The sequence below is a fragment of the Psychroflexus halocasei genome, assembly GCF_900107595.1.
GTDB classification, from domain to species: domain Bacteria; phylum Bacteroidota; class Bacteroidia; order Flavobacteriales; family Flavobacteriaceae; genus Psychroflexus; species Psychroflexus halocasei.
Window position 1 is genome coordinate 21920 of sequence record NZ_FNQF01000007.1, and the last position, 17842, is coordinate 39761.

Sequence of the window (17842 nt, forward strand, 5' to 3'; positions counted from 1 at the left end):
TTCACATGCAGATTGTAGTGATGAAGTATACTTAGCGCGTTGTTCCTTCGATCAAAGAACGTTGTTTCCTTGATATCACAGGACTTTATCGAGCAAAGATCGAGCAAGCATCGAGTCAATAGCGAGTTAACCTTGCTTATACCTGAGGGTGATATGGAGTATCATGCCAGTATCTATGGAATTAAGCACTGTATTTAGACAGCTGATTTACTGTCATGCTGAACAAATGCAGCCACAGGCGAAGTGCGATTCAGTATCTCATTTCCATATCTGTCATTCTGAAGACACGAGTACGGGAGTGTCATTCAGAATCTCATCAATTGAAGTTCCTTTCATTTTGCCTTGACGCAAAACGAAACAAAAAGTCAAGACTAATTTCAGGAAATTTTTGCTTCGCTGCTCTACGCAAAATCCCTGATGCCTTTTTCGCTACATGCTTATGACTACGTCAAGCACTTTCGCGAAAGCCACAGGTATTTCTTTAAATTAGTCGGTTGAGTTGCGTTGTGATTTTAAAGATTTACTGAGTAAAGAAAGACCAACGAAAATCGAATCACGATTCACAAATCACGATTCACTGAGAAACCAATAAACGAAATTTTTCGTATCATTGCAAAACCAATTTATGACCTAACTCATGTCTCAAGAACCTCTTGTATCTATTATTATTCCGACTTTTAACAGGGCTCACCTGATTGGGGAAACCTTGGATTCTGTGTTGGCGCAAACCTACCAAAACTGGGAGTGTATTGTCGTTGATGATGGCAGTACGGATGACACAGATGCCGTGATGAAAACTTACTGTGATAAGGACGCACGCTTTAAATATTACCACCGCCCAGATGAACATTTACCAGGTGGCAATGGCGCCAGAAATTATGGTTTTAAGATGAGTCAGGGGGAATATATCAATTGGTTTGACTCGGATGATTTGATGCATAAAGAAAAGTTAAAACATCAGATGTATGCAATACAATCATCAAAGGGTGATTTGTGTATATGTTATACTAAAATATTTGGAGATACTGATGAGGATTTTGATAGATTAAATACCAAATCATTATATTCAGAAAATCCTTTTGTTAGTTTTGTTAAGAGAGAAATAGTGTTTAGGACTCAAGCCCCTCTCATAAAAAGAAAGCTAATTAATAAATATAAATTAGTTTTTGATGAAGAATTAAAGGCTTCTCAAGAATGGGAATTTTTTTCTAGATTACTTTTTTACAATAATACTTTCCATATTATAGATGAAGAACTTGTTTACTATAGGAGGCATGATGGATCTATATCATCACAAACTTCAGCAGAAAAACTTAAACACTACTACATGGCTAAGCTTAAAGTGTTTAGAATGATTAAAGGCTCTGAGTATGAAACATTGCTTAACTCTTTTTTTGTAAATACATTTAATTCTTTTTTTAGAAGATTTCTTTTTATGAAAAGTTATAAATATGCAAAACACTCTCTTGACCATGAAATAAGAAAATATTCTGGATTTTATTATTACTTAAAGGCAAGTCTTATTTATCAAGTTTTTAAGTTTTTTGGTAAAGGCTATTATTTACGAAAATTTTTATGATGGAATTTGATACTATTGTTTTTGTAATTGCATTTGATAAACCTGATTATACATCTAAGGTCATGGATTGTTTCATAGCTTCTAAAAATATAAGTAATACTAAACTTGTGCTTGTTGATAATTCTGATTTTGAATGTCTAGTAGATAAGTATTACTTTAAAAGACCTGATGTTGTACATTTTAAAACTCAATTTAAAAATAAATCTAAAGCTCTTAATCAAGCTGTTAAGGCCTTTTGTAAACAAAACAATGATTTTATAATCAGTTTAGATAATGATGTCGAATTTGATCAGTTTTTTTTAAAAAAATATATCGACAGTGCTAAATTAAAAGGTTTAAAATATTACTTCGGAACAAGTTTCATTGTTAAAAATAAACCCAAAATTATCAATCAATCAACATATCGTTTTTTACAAGGTTCCCAAAAAGGAAAAACTGATCAAGATTTTAAAAAAAATAAAATGTTTTTAGGCTTTTCATACGCTTTTTTTAAAAAACAGTGGCTTCAAGTTGGTGGTTTTGATGAAAGATTTGGACCAGGATCCAGTATGGGTTTAAGTGGTGATGAATCTATTTTTCAGAAAAAACTAATTTTTGCTGGTTTTAAGCCTTTTTTAATAGAAAGCAATCCTATTGTGCATAAACCTTTAAACTCATCATATCGAAAAGAGAGAGTTTTGAAAAGAGTTAAGCAAAACGGATTAACCCATGGTTTCCAAAAAATCATAGAAAGTAAGCCAGAGTATTTCAAAAGATTATTAGGTTTATTGTGGATAAATTGTAAATTACTGATAATGTTCAAATTTTATGATTTACATGTCCAACTAAAATATTTGAGTGGCTATCTAAATTCATTGATTATTTACATTAAAATTGAAGATAAATCTTCTATATATCAAAATATTAAAAAACTTTGAATGAAAATACTCATAATTTCATCTGAAATTGTCAAAAATAAATATTCCGCAAGTATTCGAACGTCCAAGGCGATTCAAAAAATATCTAGGGAGCATGAGGTTGATATCTTAACTGAACCCATGACGGTATGGGATTTTGAGCATCAAGCCAAGAATATTTATATATCAGATTATAAAATTCCAAATTCCAAAAAACTATCTTTTAAAGAAAAGTTAGCTAGTAAATTTTTGAAAATTAGTTTAAGGCATCAAGCGCGTGAAAGGCAACTACGCAAAAAATTAAAATCTATTTCTTATGATGAATACGATTTTATTATCGCTTTTGGTGGAGGCGGATTTTTTGAACCCTTAATTGTGCTGTCAGAATTAAAGACCAAAGCGACACGAATTGGCTTTATTCATGATCCATATCCGGGGGATGTTTTTCCAGAACCTTACAAATCAGATTCAACAAAACACAGCTTAAAAATTAGACATCAATTAAAGGATGTGTTTACCAAACTAGACAAATTGGCATTCCCTTCAAAATTGTTAGGCACATGGATGGATGGATACTATGAATTTGGTCAAAGTAAAATATTAGAATTACCACATTTATTACCAACAATTGAACTAGATAGAGATGCAAAAGATGAAGCGAGCATTTTTTTGAAATCATATAATCTAAAACCAAAAAAATTCTATTTTCACGCAGGCACTTTGTTAAAGCATAGACCTGTAGAAGAGATCATCAAGCAATTTAAGAAATTGAAGAATGAGGATCTTGTTGAGAAAGATTTTAAACTTCTTTTTATTGGTAGCGTAAATTATGACATACAAAACACTGATGAAGATGTTATCATCATCAAACAAAGACAGCCTTTAGCTCTGATTAATGCTATTTCAAGTCAAGCTAAAGCTTTAATGATTATTGAACACATCGCTGATATTAGTCCATTTTTACCTGGCAAAGTACCAGAATACATTGCCCATGAAAAACCAATTATGCATTTTGGACCTAGAAACTCCGAGACTTGCCGAATCGTTGAACCATTTGTGGAAATATCTAATTTTAGCGCAGCTTTAGACCAACCCGAACAAATATCTATTTTGTTAAAAAACGGTGGTGTGAACTTGTCTGAAAATAAAAATATTGTCAATCATTTTAAAATTGATAATTTTATAACACAAATAAAAGCTATTGTAAATGGAAGATAATGTGGAAGTCATTTTGATTTATCGTCAAGACCCATTGCCTTATCATAGTATTGGAAGTCGAACAGAACTTTACAAACGCTATATTGAAAGTGAAAACCATCTTATAGACCATATCATCTGTCCAAAACCAAAAATTGAACCATTTAAAAATTTAAAATATCATTACATAAAATCCAATCCGAATTTAAAGAATAAAATACTATCAAAAGTTAAAAATACAAATACCATAGCAGATATTGTCCTAAGTATTGTAAAACCTAAAACAAAATACATTGTAAAAATTATTGATGATACAGGACTAGTTGTAGATTTTTACAAATTATACCAAACTGGAAAATTGAATAAAAACCAAGTCAAAATTATATTTTTTTATCACGGTTTCGAGCTCATGTTAAATGGCATAAAAGAAAAAAGCTTTATAGAAAGTGTTAGCCATGTGGTTTATTTGACAAACTTATCTTATCAATACAATAAATCAAAGTTTAATGTTTTCCCATCAACAGCCAGTGTTATCCATAATGGTATTGATGTTGATAAGTTTAAGGCTATTGAAAAAGAGCGTCAATTAAATTTTAAAAATGAATTGAAAATTAATCCACAAGACCCCATTTTTATGTGGTGTTCTCAGGATAGACCAAAAAAAGGAATTGATTTAACTTTACAAATTTGGACACAAATTATTAAAAAATATAAAAATGCTAAACTTCTAATCGTCGGTATAGACAGAAAAATAAAAATGAATGGTGTTATTAATATTGGTGAAGTCCCTAATCAAGATTTACCAAAATATTATCAAATTGCAGATGTATATTTATTCACAACACTTTGTAAAGAAGGGTTTGGTTTAACCTTAATAGAAGCTTTATATTGTGGTTGTTATTGTATTGCATCTGATTATGGTGGTGTTTCAGAAGTTTTAGAACATGGAAAATATGGAAAACTTATAAAAAATCCTCATTTTCATCAAGAATGGTTAGACGCTGTAGACCAGTATTTTGAAAATCCTTTATCTTTTGTTGCACTGCCTAAAGGCAAATATTCAGCAGAATCTTGGACTCAAGAAATGAATACATTATTAATCAATATTAAATCTTATTTTCACTAAATGAAATTACCCAATTTTATAATCGCTGGCGAAAGACGTTCTGGCTCAACAACTCTTTATGAGGTTTTAAAACAACATTCAGAAATTGATATGCACCCCTTAAGCGATATGGATTTCTTTATTGAAAAAGATTTATTTAGCCTTCAACCAATAAAAAATGATCAAATCATTCAATGGGATAATTATGCTAAAATAAAAGACTACAAAAAGCTTTTCCCGAAAACAGATAAAAAAACTGCTCAAAAAGATGCCGATTTATTATGGTGGAAACCGGCTCATAAACGTTTAGCTAATTATCTACCTGAAACTAAATTTATTTTTGTTTTAAGAAACCCTGTCAAAAGAGCAGAAAGCCAATATTGGAATGAAGTTAGAAAAGGGAGAGAATTACGAAGTTTTGAAAAAGCTATAAAAGAATCAAAAAAACACACATCCAGCAATTGGCATAATTTACACCTTGAATACAAAGAACGAGGTTGTTATATTAACAGTTTAAATCATTTTTTTGAATATATTCCAGAAAATGGATGTCATGTGGTTATCCTTGAAAAGTTATTTAAAAACTGGGATGAAGAAATGGTCAAAATTGCAAATTTTCTTGACATTGACAAAGAAGAGGCAAAATCACTGAATCCAATTCATTCTAATAAAGAGAATGTGTTGATAATTAATCCTAAATATCAGGATAAAAGTATAGGTAAAATAATATCTATTTACGATAGAATATGCAATGGCATAATAAGAAGATTAGTAAAAGACAAACATTTAAAAAACAAATTACAGAATTTCTTTTTAAGACTAGGTAAAGTTTCTAAGAGAAAAATTAGCCCTGTCAATCAAAAATTGCTAAAACAACTTAAGGAGTTTTATAAACCTTACAATAGATTATTAGAAGAAAAGTTAAATATCAGCTTAAAAGAATGGGATTAGCTAGCATTAAATATTTAATTAAGCATAAATTGTTATCAATAAAGCCTAATGGACAATATAATTTTTTAACTAAAAAAATCCATAAAGAGATGGACATAGATTTGGCTGAAAAAGTATTGGCTACCGATTATTTTAAAGAGAATTTAGTACCCCAACCTATATCTTACAAGAGTTGGAGAAAAATAATTATTTTTGCTCCACATCAAGATGACGAGGCTATCGGTTGTGGCGCATTGCTTACGGAATTGTCTATGAAAGGGTGTAAAATAGATTTGGTTTTCTTAACGGATGGAAGACCTACTGGTGAAAATACAGATATAATAGTAGAAGAAAGAAATAATGAAGCAAAAAACGTTGCTCAAAAACTTGGTGCTAGTTTAATAAATATTGCGATTAATAATGTAACTCTAGAAGTTACAAAATCTAATTACAAAAACTTAATAGAGCTTTTAGAAACAAAATATGATGCAATTTTCACTCCTTGGGTGTTAGATTCACCACCTAAGCACCGATTTTGTAATGCTTTGTTATCTAAAGTTTTTAAAAAAGTAGCTTTAGATGTACAAACACAAATTTATACTTATCAGGTACATACAGCTTTAATACCCAACGTTTACTTTGATTACACAGGTAGCTTCCAAGCCAAACAGAATTTAATAAACATCTACGAGTCTCAACTCAAAGCACAAAATTATTTACACTTGTCTGCAGGCCTAGATGCATGGAATACCAGATTCCTTCCTTGGTCAACTGCAAAAAGATACGTAGAAGTTTATCATCAAATACCTCTAAAAGCATTTAATAAATTAGTTGGAAATTATGAAATTAATTTAGCACAAACATTTAAAGGAAATATTAATTGTATAAAATCATATCAAAATTTAAAACAGTTGGACCAATCTTAAGATTTAAATTTACACTATGAATATGAGAAACATTTGCGTCGTCGTCACAGCACGTCCATCTTACAGCCGTATCAAGACGGCTTTACAAGCTATTAAAGCTCATTCAAAGCTTAATCTACAACTCGTCGTTGCTGCTTCAGCACTATTAGAGCGATATGGTACTGCTGTTAACTACATTGAAGCTGACGGTTTTAAAATTGATGCTAAAGTTTTTAATGTACTTGAAGGAGAAAACCTAACAGCTGCTGCTAAAACAACAGGCATCGGTATTTTAGAGCTTTCCAGTGTTTTTGAAAATTTACAACCCGATATTGTCGTGACCATTGCTGATCGATTTGAGACGATGGCAACGGCAATTGCAGCTTCTTATATGAATATTCCCTTAGCGCATATACAAGGTGGTGAAGTCACAGGGAATATTGATGAAAAAGTAAGACACAGCATAACAAAGCTTTCCGATTATCATTTAGTTGCTTCTGAGGATGCAGAAGAACGCGTGATAAAGCTTGGAGAAGAAAAGGAATTTGTTTTTAACACAGGTTGCCCATCTATAGATTTAGCGCACATCGTAAAATGTGATGGCGATCTAAATTTTGATCCTTATCAAAAATATGGAGGCGTCGGTGCGCAACCTCTTATAAGTGAAGGCTATATTGTCGTGATGCAGCATCCTGTAACCAATGAATACACAGATTCACGACAGCATATAGAGGCAACACTTGATGCGGTTAAGGAAATAGATTTACCTGTTTTATGGTTTTGGCCAAATGTCGATGCTGGTGCAGACGGAACATCAAGCGGCATACGTTCTTACAGAGAAAGATATGATTTAAAGCATGTACATTTCTTTAAAAATATGGAAGGACAAGATTTCTTGAAATTATTAAACAATGCAAAAGTTTTGGTCGGCAACTCAAGCGTTGGTATTCGTGAGTGTGCTTATTTAGGTGTGCCAGTTGTGAATATTGGTAGTCGCCAAAACAGACGCCAACGCGGACATAATGTCATTGATGTTGATTATAATACTAATGCGATTAAAAATGCCATAGAGCAACAGCTCAGTTCAGGAAAAGCAGAACAATCATGCATTTATGGTGAAGGAAACTCCGGCGAACAAATAGCAGACATACTATCTGAAGTCAAACTGAAATTTCATAAAACGATTGTATATTAGTAATTTAGCTGAAGAGTGCGAATATGAAATAGTTCATTAATTCAACATCGAGCTTATAGAAAGCACTCTTTTTGTTTAACATCGAGCGGAGTCGAGATGGAGCAGAGTCGAGATGGAGCAGAGTCAAGATGGAGCGGAGTCGAGATGAAAAACCATGAAAGCCATGAAAACCTATTTTGTTTACATCATCAAATGTGCTGATAACACATACTACACAGGCATGACAAACAACATCAATCGTCGTTGGTATGAGCATTGTTTTGATCAAGAGAATAAAAGTGCATATACATATTCTCGAAAGCCATTAAAACTGGTTTTTTATGAAACTTTTAATGATGTCAAACAAGCCTATGCATTTGAGAGAAAAATAAAAAAATGGAGTAAAGCCAAGAAAGAAGCTTTAATTGAGAAAAACTGGGATAGATTAAAGAAGTTATCAGAGTGTCAAAATGATTCACATTTTAAGTATAAAGAGTAAAATGTAAAGAGGTTCTCGACTGCGCTCGAACATAAAACATGTGTTGTTAGTCTTTTGTTAAAGCCTGTCCTGAGTTTTAGTGGAAGGGTTCGAACATATAACAGTTCATTTGTTCAGCATTTATCTTATAAAAAGGACTTTTGTTCAGCATCGAGCTCTTAAAAAGAACTCTTTTTGTTTAACATCGAGCTCATAAAAAACACGCTTCAATGTTCAACATCGAGCGTAGTCGAGATGGAGCGTAGTCGAGAGGGATCAAAGCAGAAATAACACAATTTAAGAAAGTTTTAAACGATTTAAAACGCTATTTAAAAACAAAATTCTAAATTCCTAAAAAAGTCCAACCAACAACCAAGAACCAACAAACAACAATGAAAATACTAGCAATAATACCTGCCCGAGGTGGAAGCAAAGGCGTACCAGGGAAGAATATTAAAGAATTAGGAGGAAAGCCTTTATTGGCCTACACAGTTGATTCGGTTAAGGAATCTCGATTGATTGATAAGTTTATTCTGTCATCAGAAGATGAAGAGATCATAAAAATAGCAAGAGATTTAGGTGTTGAGGTACCTTTTGTTAGGCCTGAGAGTTTAGCACAAGATCAATCAGGAAGCATTGGTGTCGTTCAGCATGCTGTGGATTACTTTGAAAAAAAAGGAGAATTTTTTGATGCTGTTATTTTACTACAAGTCACTTCACCATTCAGAGAGAAAGTATTTATAGATCAAGCCATTAAAAAATTTATTAAATCTGATGCTGATGCTTTAGTCAGTGTTTTGCCAGTTCCACATGAATATAATCCACATTGGGTGTTTGAAGAGAATGAAAAAGGTGATTTAAAAATAGCGACAGGAGAATCAGAAATTATTAAGCGAAGACAAGATTTACCTAATGCTTACTTTAGAGACGGAAGTATCTATTTAACCAAAACGGAATTTATTAAAAAAGGGAGTTTTTTTGGCGAAAAGCTTAGTTTCATAGAGTCAAACCCTGAAACCTATGTGAATATTGACACATTAACAGACTGGGAAAAAGCAGAGAAGATGCTTAGTGATATGTAGATCTGTTTTTTGAAAACAGCTTGTTCTATTTAGCATCTATCTTATAAAAATGACTTTTGTTCAGCATCGAGCTTATAGAAAGCACTCTTCAATGTTCAACATCGAGCGGAGTAGAGATGGAGCGTAGTCGAGATAAATAGAAACTAAGATGAGTTCACGTTTAGCTGTTCTCGACTTCGCTCGAACATAAACATGTGTTGTTAGTCTTTTGTTATAGCTTTTCCTGAGTTTTAGTGGAAGGGTTTGAACATATAACAGTTCATTTGTTCAGCATTTATCTTATAAAAACACTCTTCAATGTTCAACATCGAGCTCTTAAAAAACACTCTTTTTTGTTCAACATCGAGCTCTTAAAAAGCACTCTTCTTTGTTTAACATCGAGCGTAGTCGAGATAAATAGAAGCTGAGATGAGTTCACGTTTAGTTGTTCTCGACTGCGCTCGAACATAAACATGTGTTGTTAGGCTTTAGTTATAGCTTGTCCTGAGTTTTAGTGGAAGGGTTCGAGCATATAACAGTTCATTTGTTCAGTATTTATCTTATAAAAGGGACTCTTGTTCAGCATCGAGTTCATAAAAAGCACTCTTCTTTGTTCAGCATCGAGCTCTTAAAAAACACTCTTTTTTGTTCAACATCGAGCGTAGTCGAGATGGAGCGTAGTCGAGATAAATAGAAACTAAGATGAGTTCACGTTTAGCTGTTCTCGACTTCGCTCGAACATAAACATGTGTTGTTAGTCTTTTGTTATAGCTTTTCCTGAGTTTTAGTGGAAGGGTTTGAACATATAACAGTTCATTTGTTCAACATTTATCTTATAAAAACACTCTTCAATGTTCAACATCGAGCGGAGTCGAGATGAATAGAAGTCGAGATGGAGCAGAGCCAAGTTGGAAAACTTAAGTTCTCCTAAGATTAAACTCGCAAACAATATATAGTTTCAAAATATTTACCGAGTTTTGTTGAATTAAGAAAAGCATAACAAATAATCTACAGATTAAATAAAAGTGATTGTGTGCATTAATTAATTGATCAATTAATACTTCATAAAAATTAATTTAATGTTAAAAAAATATATAATTAGTTCTTTCAGAGTTTTCTTTAACAATATAGGGAAGTTAGAAATTGACCTCTTTACGCATAATGGTAAAGGTTCAAGCCTTTATGTTTTTGAAAACGACTCTGTTGTGATCTTACTTAAAAGCTCGTATGATGTTGATTTAGAGTTTTTTGAAAATTACCTCGAAGACTTTTACAAATATTTAAAAAATACTTTTTTTGCAATAAAGTATTCAAAGCATGAAAATACATTAAATATAATAACTGATTATTTTGGATTAGAATCTGTTTATTATACCAGACAAAGCGATGGATTAGTGATTTCTCCACTTATTTATCATCTTAATAAATATGATGTTGACATTAGTCTTTTAAAAGAACACCTCACCTTGGGTTACACCTCTAATCAAAAATCAATTTTTAAGGGTTGTGAAATTTTTAAAAAGCAGAGAATATATGAGATAAATTCAGATTTAACTTTACGAGAGAATAAGTATTTACAATCATTTAAATTGGAAAATGAAGAGTTTTCCAATTCTCTTATAGATAGTTCAAAAAAATCTTTGATTAAAGATTTAAAAAAAACAAAAAATTTAAATTTTGGTATCACAGCTGGTAAAGATTCCCTAGCTTTAGTTTCTTGTGCATTAGATTCAAAGTTAAATATAAAAACAAGTAATTTTGGAATTAAAAGCAGTCATGATGTTAAAATAGGATATGAAGTATCAAAAAGTCTGAGCTTAGATTATCAGCACTTTGATTATTCTGATATTGGTGAGTTTAATTTCTTTTCAAAATTAATTGCTTATTATTCATCAGGTTTAGCCACATCATCATATGTAGATATGTTAAAGTATGTATACCATATGAACACTGATGACTCATTTGTGATTGGAGAAGGAGGTGAATGTGTTAGAATATTTTATGTTGATGAAGATATATTTAAAAAATATATTACACCAAAATATATAACAGATGCAATTTTTAATGAGATAGATTATAAATTTTTAGATCAGTTTAATACTAATAAAGAATCAATTATTCATTTAGGCATAAATTACTACAGGAATCAAAGATTGACCAATAACTTCTCTAAAAGGCATTCTATACTTACACCTTTTATAAACAAAATAACACCTTTTTTAAATTTAGATTTTGTAAGAATAACCTATTCACTGCCTTTAGAGGTCTATCGATCTGAAATATTTCACAATTATTTATCCGATTTAAATGATACAGTCAGTGAAAAATATAACATAGATTCTAAAATAAATGATACACAAGTTTGGAGTAAAAGATTAGATACTGTAAGAGATAGTTTTTTGAAAGTTCATGAAGAGTTTGATTATGAACAACTAGGAATGAATAAAGAGGGGGTTGATTTTTGTTTAAAAATTATGGATGAGAATAAGAGAACAATATATTTTATACTCAGACTCCATACATTGATTTTATTTATAAACAATTTTAAGACTAGCGAATTTAAACTATTAGAGAAAGAACTCACAAATTTAAAATTTTATAAAAAAAAATGATTAAAAATAATAATTTACTTGTTTTAATGCCTGATGGAATAGGTGTCAGAAATTATCTACATACAAATTTACTTAAAATCGATAAATTTGAAATTTCAATATTAAATAAATTTAAGAGTGATAGTTTAAATAATTTGAATAGAAATGATAGTATAAAATTTTTAAAACTAAAACCTTATAGAGAATCGATAGCTAGTAAGTTTTATAGAGAAACTATACACTTATCTAGACTCAGATATAATTCTAATATAAATAATAATAAAACAATACTAATTAATTTTAAAGTAAAAGGGAGTTCATTTAGCAAAATGTTATTTTACAAGTTTGTGATACTTTATTCCAGGAAAAAATATAAATATCAACAAATACAGGAACTTGAAAAGAAGTATGAAAAACATATACGAAAATCTGATGTTTATAAGTACTATTATGAGTATTTCAAGGCAAATAGGCCCTCAAAACTATTTTGTACACATCAACGGGCTGTGATTGCAGCGCCAATTTTTGCTGCTGCAAAAGATGCAAATATCAAGACTGCTACAGCTATATATTCATGGGATAATTTACCTAAAGCTCGTTTAGCTTTAAGAGCAGATGATTATATTGTTTGGAGTCCTTATATGAAAAAAGAATTAAAAACTTATTATCCAGAAATTAAAGATGAACAAATAGAAGTATTAGGGACACCTCAGTTTCAGTTTCATTATGATAATACGCTTTTTTGGTCTAGATCAAAGCTTGCTGCTTATTATAATCTTGACTCAGATAAAAAGTGGCTTTGTTTCAGTGGTGATGATAAAACAACCTCACCCTTTGATCCTGACTATTTACAAGATATAGCTCATGTCATTTCAAACTCTAATTTAATAAATGATTGGCAAATACTATTAAGACCTGTTCCGGTAGAGGGATTTCAAAAGTATCAGCACGTTATAGATCAATTTCCTGATTTAATTAAAAAAGCAGGAGCCGCATGGAGTTTATCTTCTGAATGGACAGATGCTTATCCTGAAAAAGAAGATTTAGCTATATTATCCAATATATGCGAACATTCTGAAGCGGTTATCAATGTAGGCTCAACAATGGCTTTGGATTTTGGTATGCATCATAAGCCAGCAATTTATATTAATTATGAAGCTGATTCATCTTCTCACTGGTCAATCAAAAGAATATATAAGTTTCAACACTTTAGAACAATGAACGGTTTAGAACCTGTTATATGGCTTTATGAAAAGGAAGAATTGTTTGAAATATTAACAAATTTGAAAAAGTATCACCAAAAAACAAAAGCTGATATGCAGCAATGGTGTGAAAGAATTATTCCTGAAAAATTTAGAGTTGAATCGAGTAAGCTAATTAATCAATTTCTTTATAAATAAATAAAAATGCATATTGTTTTTTTAACTGGAGAATACCCAAAAGAAGGCTTTCCGCACGGAGGGGTTGGAACTGTAGTGCAAATTATAGCTAGAGAATTGGTAAGAAGGGGTTTCGCTGTGAGTATTTTAGGCTTAAATTATCTCCAAAAAGACGAAGTTGAAGAGGATCAAGGCGTTAAAATTTACCGCTATAAACGCTCAAATATTAAAAAAATGGGCTGGCTACTCAATAATAAAATACTAAATAAGGCTATAAGTGACTTACACCAAAAACAGCCCATTGATGTAGTTGAGTCGGCAGAGTTGGGCTTAGCTTTTATAAAAAAAATAAAAGGAATTAAGTATTTGATTCGCATGCATGGCGGACACCATTTCTTTGCAGAATCAGAAAATCGCGCTGTTGAGCCATGGAAAGCCTTTCAAGAAAAAAGAAGCTTTAAAAAAGCAGACCATATTGTTGGGGTGAGTGAATATGTGCTGAACCATACCGCTCAATATATTGATTATAAAGAAAAACGTGGAGAAGTTATTTTTAATCCTGCAAATTTTGGTCGATTTTACCCTGCCAATTATATAAAAGAAATAAAAGGGCGTTTGTTTTTTGCAGGTTCTATTTGTGAAAAAAAGGGTATTCGCCAATTGGTGAAAGCTTTACCGCTTATTAAAAAAGTAGTGCCAGAAGCGCATTTAGTAATTGCGGGGCGGGATACAAAAATTAGAGGAACACAAAAATCTTATTTGGAATTTTTAAAATCAGAAATTCCTGATGAAGTTCAACCAGACATTCACTTTTTAGGTGCTATTGAAAATACACAAATCCCTAAAGAAATAGAAAAAGCTGAGGTTTGTGTTTATCCATCTCATATGGAAGCCATGCCTTTGGCTTGGATTGAAGTTTTGAGTATGGGCAAAGCTTTTGTAGCAAGCAATTTTGGGCCAGGGCCAGAAGCTGTGAAGCATGGAAAGACAGGTTTATTATGTAATCCTTTAGACATTCCAGGTTTGGCTAAACAGGTGATCTATATGCTTAAAAATAGAGATGAAGCACACCAAATGGGGCAAAATGCAATCAAAGACGTTAACAACAGGTTTAGCCTTAATGTTCTGATGCAGCAGAATGTAGAAATGTACAGAGATTTAATTGAACAATGAACTTCCTAATCATTACACATACCAATCACTATAAAGCTGGCAATCAATATCAAGCTTATGCACCTTATGTGCGTGAAATGAACCTATGGCTAAACTATTGTGATAAAGTGAATATCGTTGCTCCTTTGTCAAGTGATTTGGATCCTCATATTAATTTAGCTTATCAACACAAAGATTTAAAACTGCATCAGGTTCCTCATTTTTCACTCATAGGCTTCAATGATAAAATGACTACACTTTTAAAATTGCCTAAAATTTTAAAGTCGATTTATCGAGAAATGAAAAAAGCCGACCATATTCATTTGCGTTGTCCTGGTAATATGGGATTATTGGGATGCATTGTTCAAATATTTTTTCCGAAAATTCCAAAAACAGCAAAATATGCTGGTAATTGGGATCCTCATGCTCAGCAACCTTGGTCTTATAAACTTCAAAAATGGATTTTGAGCAACAGGTTTTTAACCAAGAATATGCAAGTATTGGTCTATGGAAATTGGCCGCAGCAAACTAAAAATGTAAAAGCATTTTTTACGGCAACTTATAGAAATAAAGAAGCTGTCTCACTTTTAAAACGTGATTACACAGGTCAATTAAGGTTCTGTTTTGTCGGTAGTTTATCAGAAGGTAAACAACCTCAATTAGCTTTTCAGTTTTTATTATCTTTAAAATCAAAGTTGTCTCAAGAGATTCAGTTTGATGTTTACGGCGATGGTAAGTTGAAAGATCAGATGTCAGCCTTAATTGATAAACATAAAGCTAATAATTGGGTAAAGCTGCACGGAAATCAGCCAAAAAGTGAAATTAAAAAAGTTTTAAAAGAAAGTCATTTCTTACTTCTGCCAAGTAAGTCTGAAGGTTGGCCAAAAGTGGTAGCAGAAGCCATGTTTTGGGGTTGCCTTCCAATTGTAACACCTGTATCTTGTGTGCCATGGATGCTTGATGAAGGACAGCGAGGACTTTTGTTAAAAGGAAATAATATAAAGAAGACAGTTAGTGAATTGGAATCTTTATTAAATTCACCATCAAAGCTTGATGTAATGGCAAACAATGCAAGCGAATGGTCGAGAACTTATACCCTGGATAAGTTTGAAAATGAGATTATGAAATTACTTGAACAAGATGCTTAAAATCATAATAGATAAAGAAAACAAATGAAAAAACAGAATCAGAAGTCTATTCGTGCTGTGCAAATCATAGATTCCTTGGATGCGGGTGGAGGTGAACGCATGGCGGTTAATTTAGCGAACTCTTTATCAAGCCAAATAGAAGCATCTTGTTTGATGGTGACAAGGAAAGAGGGGCTGCTAAGACAAGAAGTCAGCGAGAAGGTCAATTATATTTTCTTAAGTAAAAAAAAAGCAGTTGATTTTAAAGCTTTAAAGAAAGCAAAAAGATTCATTAAAAAACATCAAATCACACACTTACATGCACATAGCACTTCTTTCTTTTTTGCGACTTTGCTTAAAATAAGCTGCCCTCACCTAAAACTGATTTGGCATGATCATTATGGAGAAAGTGAAAACTTGGCCAACAGACCTAAATCAATTTTAAGAATAAGTTCGATTTTTTTTAATTCAATTATAGCTGTCAATCAAAAGCTAGAGGATTGGTCGTTGAAGTATTTATTTACAAAAAATGTTAATTATGTAAAAAATTTCACAACTAAAAATACTGAAATTAGAGAAGGAAGCTCAAATTTATTAATAAAAAATAAATATAAGCATCACCTTATTCAAGTTGCAAATATTAGACCTCAAAAAGATCATCTTAACATTTTGAAAGCGCTTCAACTTCTAAGTAAAGAGTCTATCAAACTACATTTATTAGGTCAGTACAATAAAGATGATCAACACTATAAAAACCTGAAACAATCAATAAAAGACTTAGACGTTGAAAATCAAGTAGAGTTTTATGGAAGTGTTGAGAATGTTCAATTATATTTAAAAGAAGCAGATTTAGCAATTTTAAGCTCAAGGTCAGAAGGTTTACCCCTAGCTTTATTAGAGTATGCTATGGCACAAAAACCTGTGGTATTAACTGATGTTGGTCAATGTGCTGAGGTTGTTGGTGAGCATGCTAAATTAGTCAAGCCTAATCATCATCATGCATTAGCTAAGGCTATTATAGAGTATTTGTCCGATCCGATTTTAGCTGAAAGAGATGCCTTAAACTTGTATCAAAGAGTAAGAGCTGAATATGGTGAAGAAGCCATTATTAATAAGCTTTTAAAAATTTATGAGAAAGCTTAGAACCAGATTCCTTTAATTAGGTTGTCAGTCTTTTATGTCATCAAAAAATGATTAATTTTGGAGTCGGTTTTAGTTTAATTTATTTTCAAAAGAGTTAAATGATAGTTTATGCGTAAAAATAGTATCATCTATACAATTGCAGAAGTTGGGCAAGCACATGATGGAAGTTTAGGGATGCTTTATGCTTATATTGATGCTGTTGCAGAAACAGGCGTTAGTGCGATAAAGTTTCAGACACATATCGCGCATGCAGAAAGTAGTGAATTAGAACCTTTTAGAGTCAAATTTTCTAAACAAGACAAGACGCGTTATGATTATTGGGAACGCATGTCTTTTACACAAAAACAGTGGATTGAGATTGGGAAGTATACCAAATCCAAGGGATTAGATTTTATCAGTAGTCCTTTTTCAAATGCCGCTGTTGATGTTTTGGAAAAAGCTGAGGTTGATTGTTATAAAATAGGAAGTGGCGAAGTGACAAACCTTCTCTTGCTTGAAAAAATAGTAATGACAAATAAACCTGTTATTATCTCTAGCGGAATGAGCTCTTATGATGAATTAGATGCTGCTGTTCATTTTCTTCTTAAAAATAAAGTAGATTTAAGTGTTTTACAATGCACGACGGCTTACCCCACTCAACCTGAAGAATATGGTTTAAATGTTATTGCGGAACTTAAAAATCGTTACCCTGATTTAAAAATAGGTTTCTCAGACCATTCAGGCTCATTATCAGCTGGTATTGCTGCCACTACCTTAGGAGCGGAAATACTTGAGTTTCATGTTGTATTTCATAAGCAAATGTTCGGGCCAGATGTTAAATCTTCATTGACGATAGAAGAAACAAAGCAATTGGTGAAATACTCCAATGAAGTGAAACTTTCACTTAATCATCCCATTGATAAAACTGATATTGAGAAATATAAAAGCTTAAAGTCAATTTTTGAAAAAACATTAGCAGTTAATAAAAACCTAGAAAAAGGACACATATTGAGCTTTGAAGATTTAGAGGCAAAAAAACCAAAAAGCCAAGGCATAGATGCTTCTCGTTACAAGGAGGTAATAGGAAAAACTTTAAACAAAGATTTTAATGCATGGTCTTTTATCCAAGAAGATGATCTGGTTTGA

Annotated in this window: 15 protein-coding genes; all 15 read left to right on the forward strand. The window is 31.8% G+C overall.

From position 1 onward, the window contains the following. Positions 1–637: 637 nt before the first annotated feature. The 15 genes from BLV84_RS09205 to BLV84_RS09275 all read left to right on the forward strand — a co-directional run bounded on the left by BLV84_RS09205 (position 638) and on the right by BLV84_RS09275 (position 17842). Positions 638–1579 carry a glycosyltransferase family 2 protein gene (locus BLV84_RS09205; protein ID WP_093244389.1) on the forward strand — a complete coding sequence of 314 codons (942 nt, stop codon included), beginning with the start codon at positions 638–640 and terminating at the stop codon, positions 1577–1579. Continuing rightward, the gene (locus BLV84_RS09210; protein ID WP_159429415.1) at positions 1579–2496 is read left to right on the forward strand and encodes a glycosyltransferase family 2 protein; all 918 of its coding nucleotides are present in this window, start codon (positions 1579–1581) and stop codon (positions 2494–2496) included. Before BLV84_RS09205 ends, BLV84_RS09210 begins: the two co-directional genes overlap by 1 nt. Continuing rightward, positions 2497–3693, forward strand: coding sequence for a glycosyltransferase family protein (locus BLV84_RS09215; protein ID WP_093244391.1), 1197 nt, complete (start codon positions 2497–2499; stop codon positions 3691–3693). Continuing rightward, positions 3683–4798: a glycosyltransferase family 4 protein gene (locus BLV84_RS09220; protein ID WP_093244392.1), complete on the forward strand. Its 1116-nt coding sequence runs from the start codon at positions 3683–3685 to the stop codon at positions 4796–4798. Before BLV84_RS09215 ends, BLV84_RS09220 begins: the two co-directional genes overlap by 11 nt. After that, positions 4799–5728, forward strand: a complete 930-nt coding sequence (locus BLV84_RS09225) for a sulfotransferase (protein ID WP_093244393.1) — start codon at positions 4799–4801, stop codon at positions 5726–5728. Further along, the gene (locus tag BLV84_RS09230) at positions 5719–6633 is read left to right on the forward strand and encodes a PIG-L deacetylase family protein (RefSeq protein ID WP_093244394.1); all 915 of its coding nucleotides are present in this window, start codon (positions 5719–5721) and stop codon (positions 6631–6633) included. Before BLV84_RS09225 ends, BLV84_RS09230 begins: the two co-directional genes overlap by 10 nt. Positions 6634–6649: 16 nt before the next feature. Beyond that, positions 6650–7807 (forward strand): UDP-N-acetylglucosamine 2-epimerase, encoded by a 1158-nt coding sequence (gene neuC / locus BLV84_RS09235; protein ID WP_093244395.1) that lies wholly within the window; start codon positions 6650–6652, stop codon positions 7805–7807. Between the two features lie 154 nt (positions 7808–7961). Next, positions 7962–8285, forward strand: a complete 324-nt coding sequence (locus BLV84_RS09240; RefSeq protein ID WP_317041016.1) for a GIY-YIG nuclease family protein — start codon at positions 7962–7964, stop codon at positions 8283–8285. Positions 8286–8656: 371 nt separating this feature from the next. Further along, entirely contained in the window at positions 8657–9346 is a 690-nt protein-coding gene (locus BLV84_RS09245) for an acylneuraminate cytidylyltransferase family protein (RefSeq protein WP_093244396.1), read from the forward strand. Positions 9347–10404: 1058 nt separating this feature from the next. Next, positions 10405–11937, forward strand: coding sequence for a hypothetical protein (locus tag BLV84_RS09250; RefSeq protein WP_093244397.1), 1533 nt, complete (start codon positions 10405–10407; stop codon positions 11935–11937). Further along, positions 11934–13316, forward strand: a complete 1383-nt coding sequence (locus BLV84_RS09255) for a hypothetical protein (RefSeq protein WP_093244398.1) — start codon at positions 11934–11936, stop codon at positions 13314–13316. The genes BLV84_RS09250 and BLV84_RS09255 overlap by 4 nt, the downstream gene beginning before the upstream one ends. 6 nt (positions 13317–13322) lie before the next feature. Next, entirely contained in the window at positions 13323–14468 is a 1146-nt protein-coding gene (locus BLV84_RS09260) for a glycosyltransferase family 4 protein (protein WP_093244399.1), read from the forward strand. Next, complete coding sequence (locus BLV84_RS09265) at positions 14465–15595, forward strand: glycosyltransferase family 4 protein (protein ID WP_093244400.1); 1131 nt, start codon at positions 14465–14467, stop codon at positions 15593–15595. The genes BLV84_RS09260 and BLV84_RS09265 overlap by 4 nt, the downstream gene beginning before the upstream one ends. A 24-nt stretch (positions 15596–15619) precedes the next feature. Then, on the forward strand, positions 15620–16717 hold the full coding sequence (locus tag BLV84_RS09270) for a glycosyltransferase (protein WP_093244401.1): 1098 nt from the start codon (positions 15620–15622) through the stop codon (positions 16715–16717). Between the two features lie 108 nt (positions 16718–16825). After that, entirely contained in the window at positions 16826–17842 is a 1017-nt protein-coding gene (locus tag BLV84_RS09275; RefSeq protein WP_093244402.1) for an N-acetylneuraminate synthase family protein, read from the forward strand.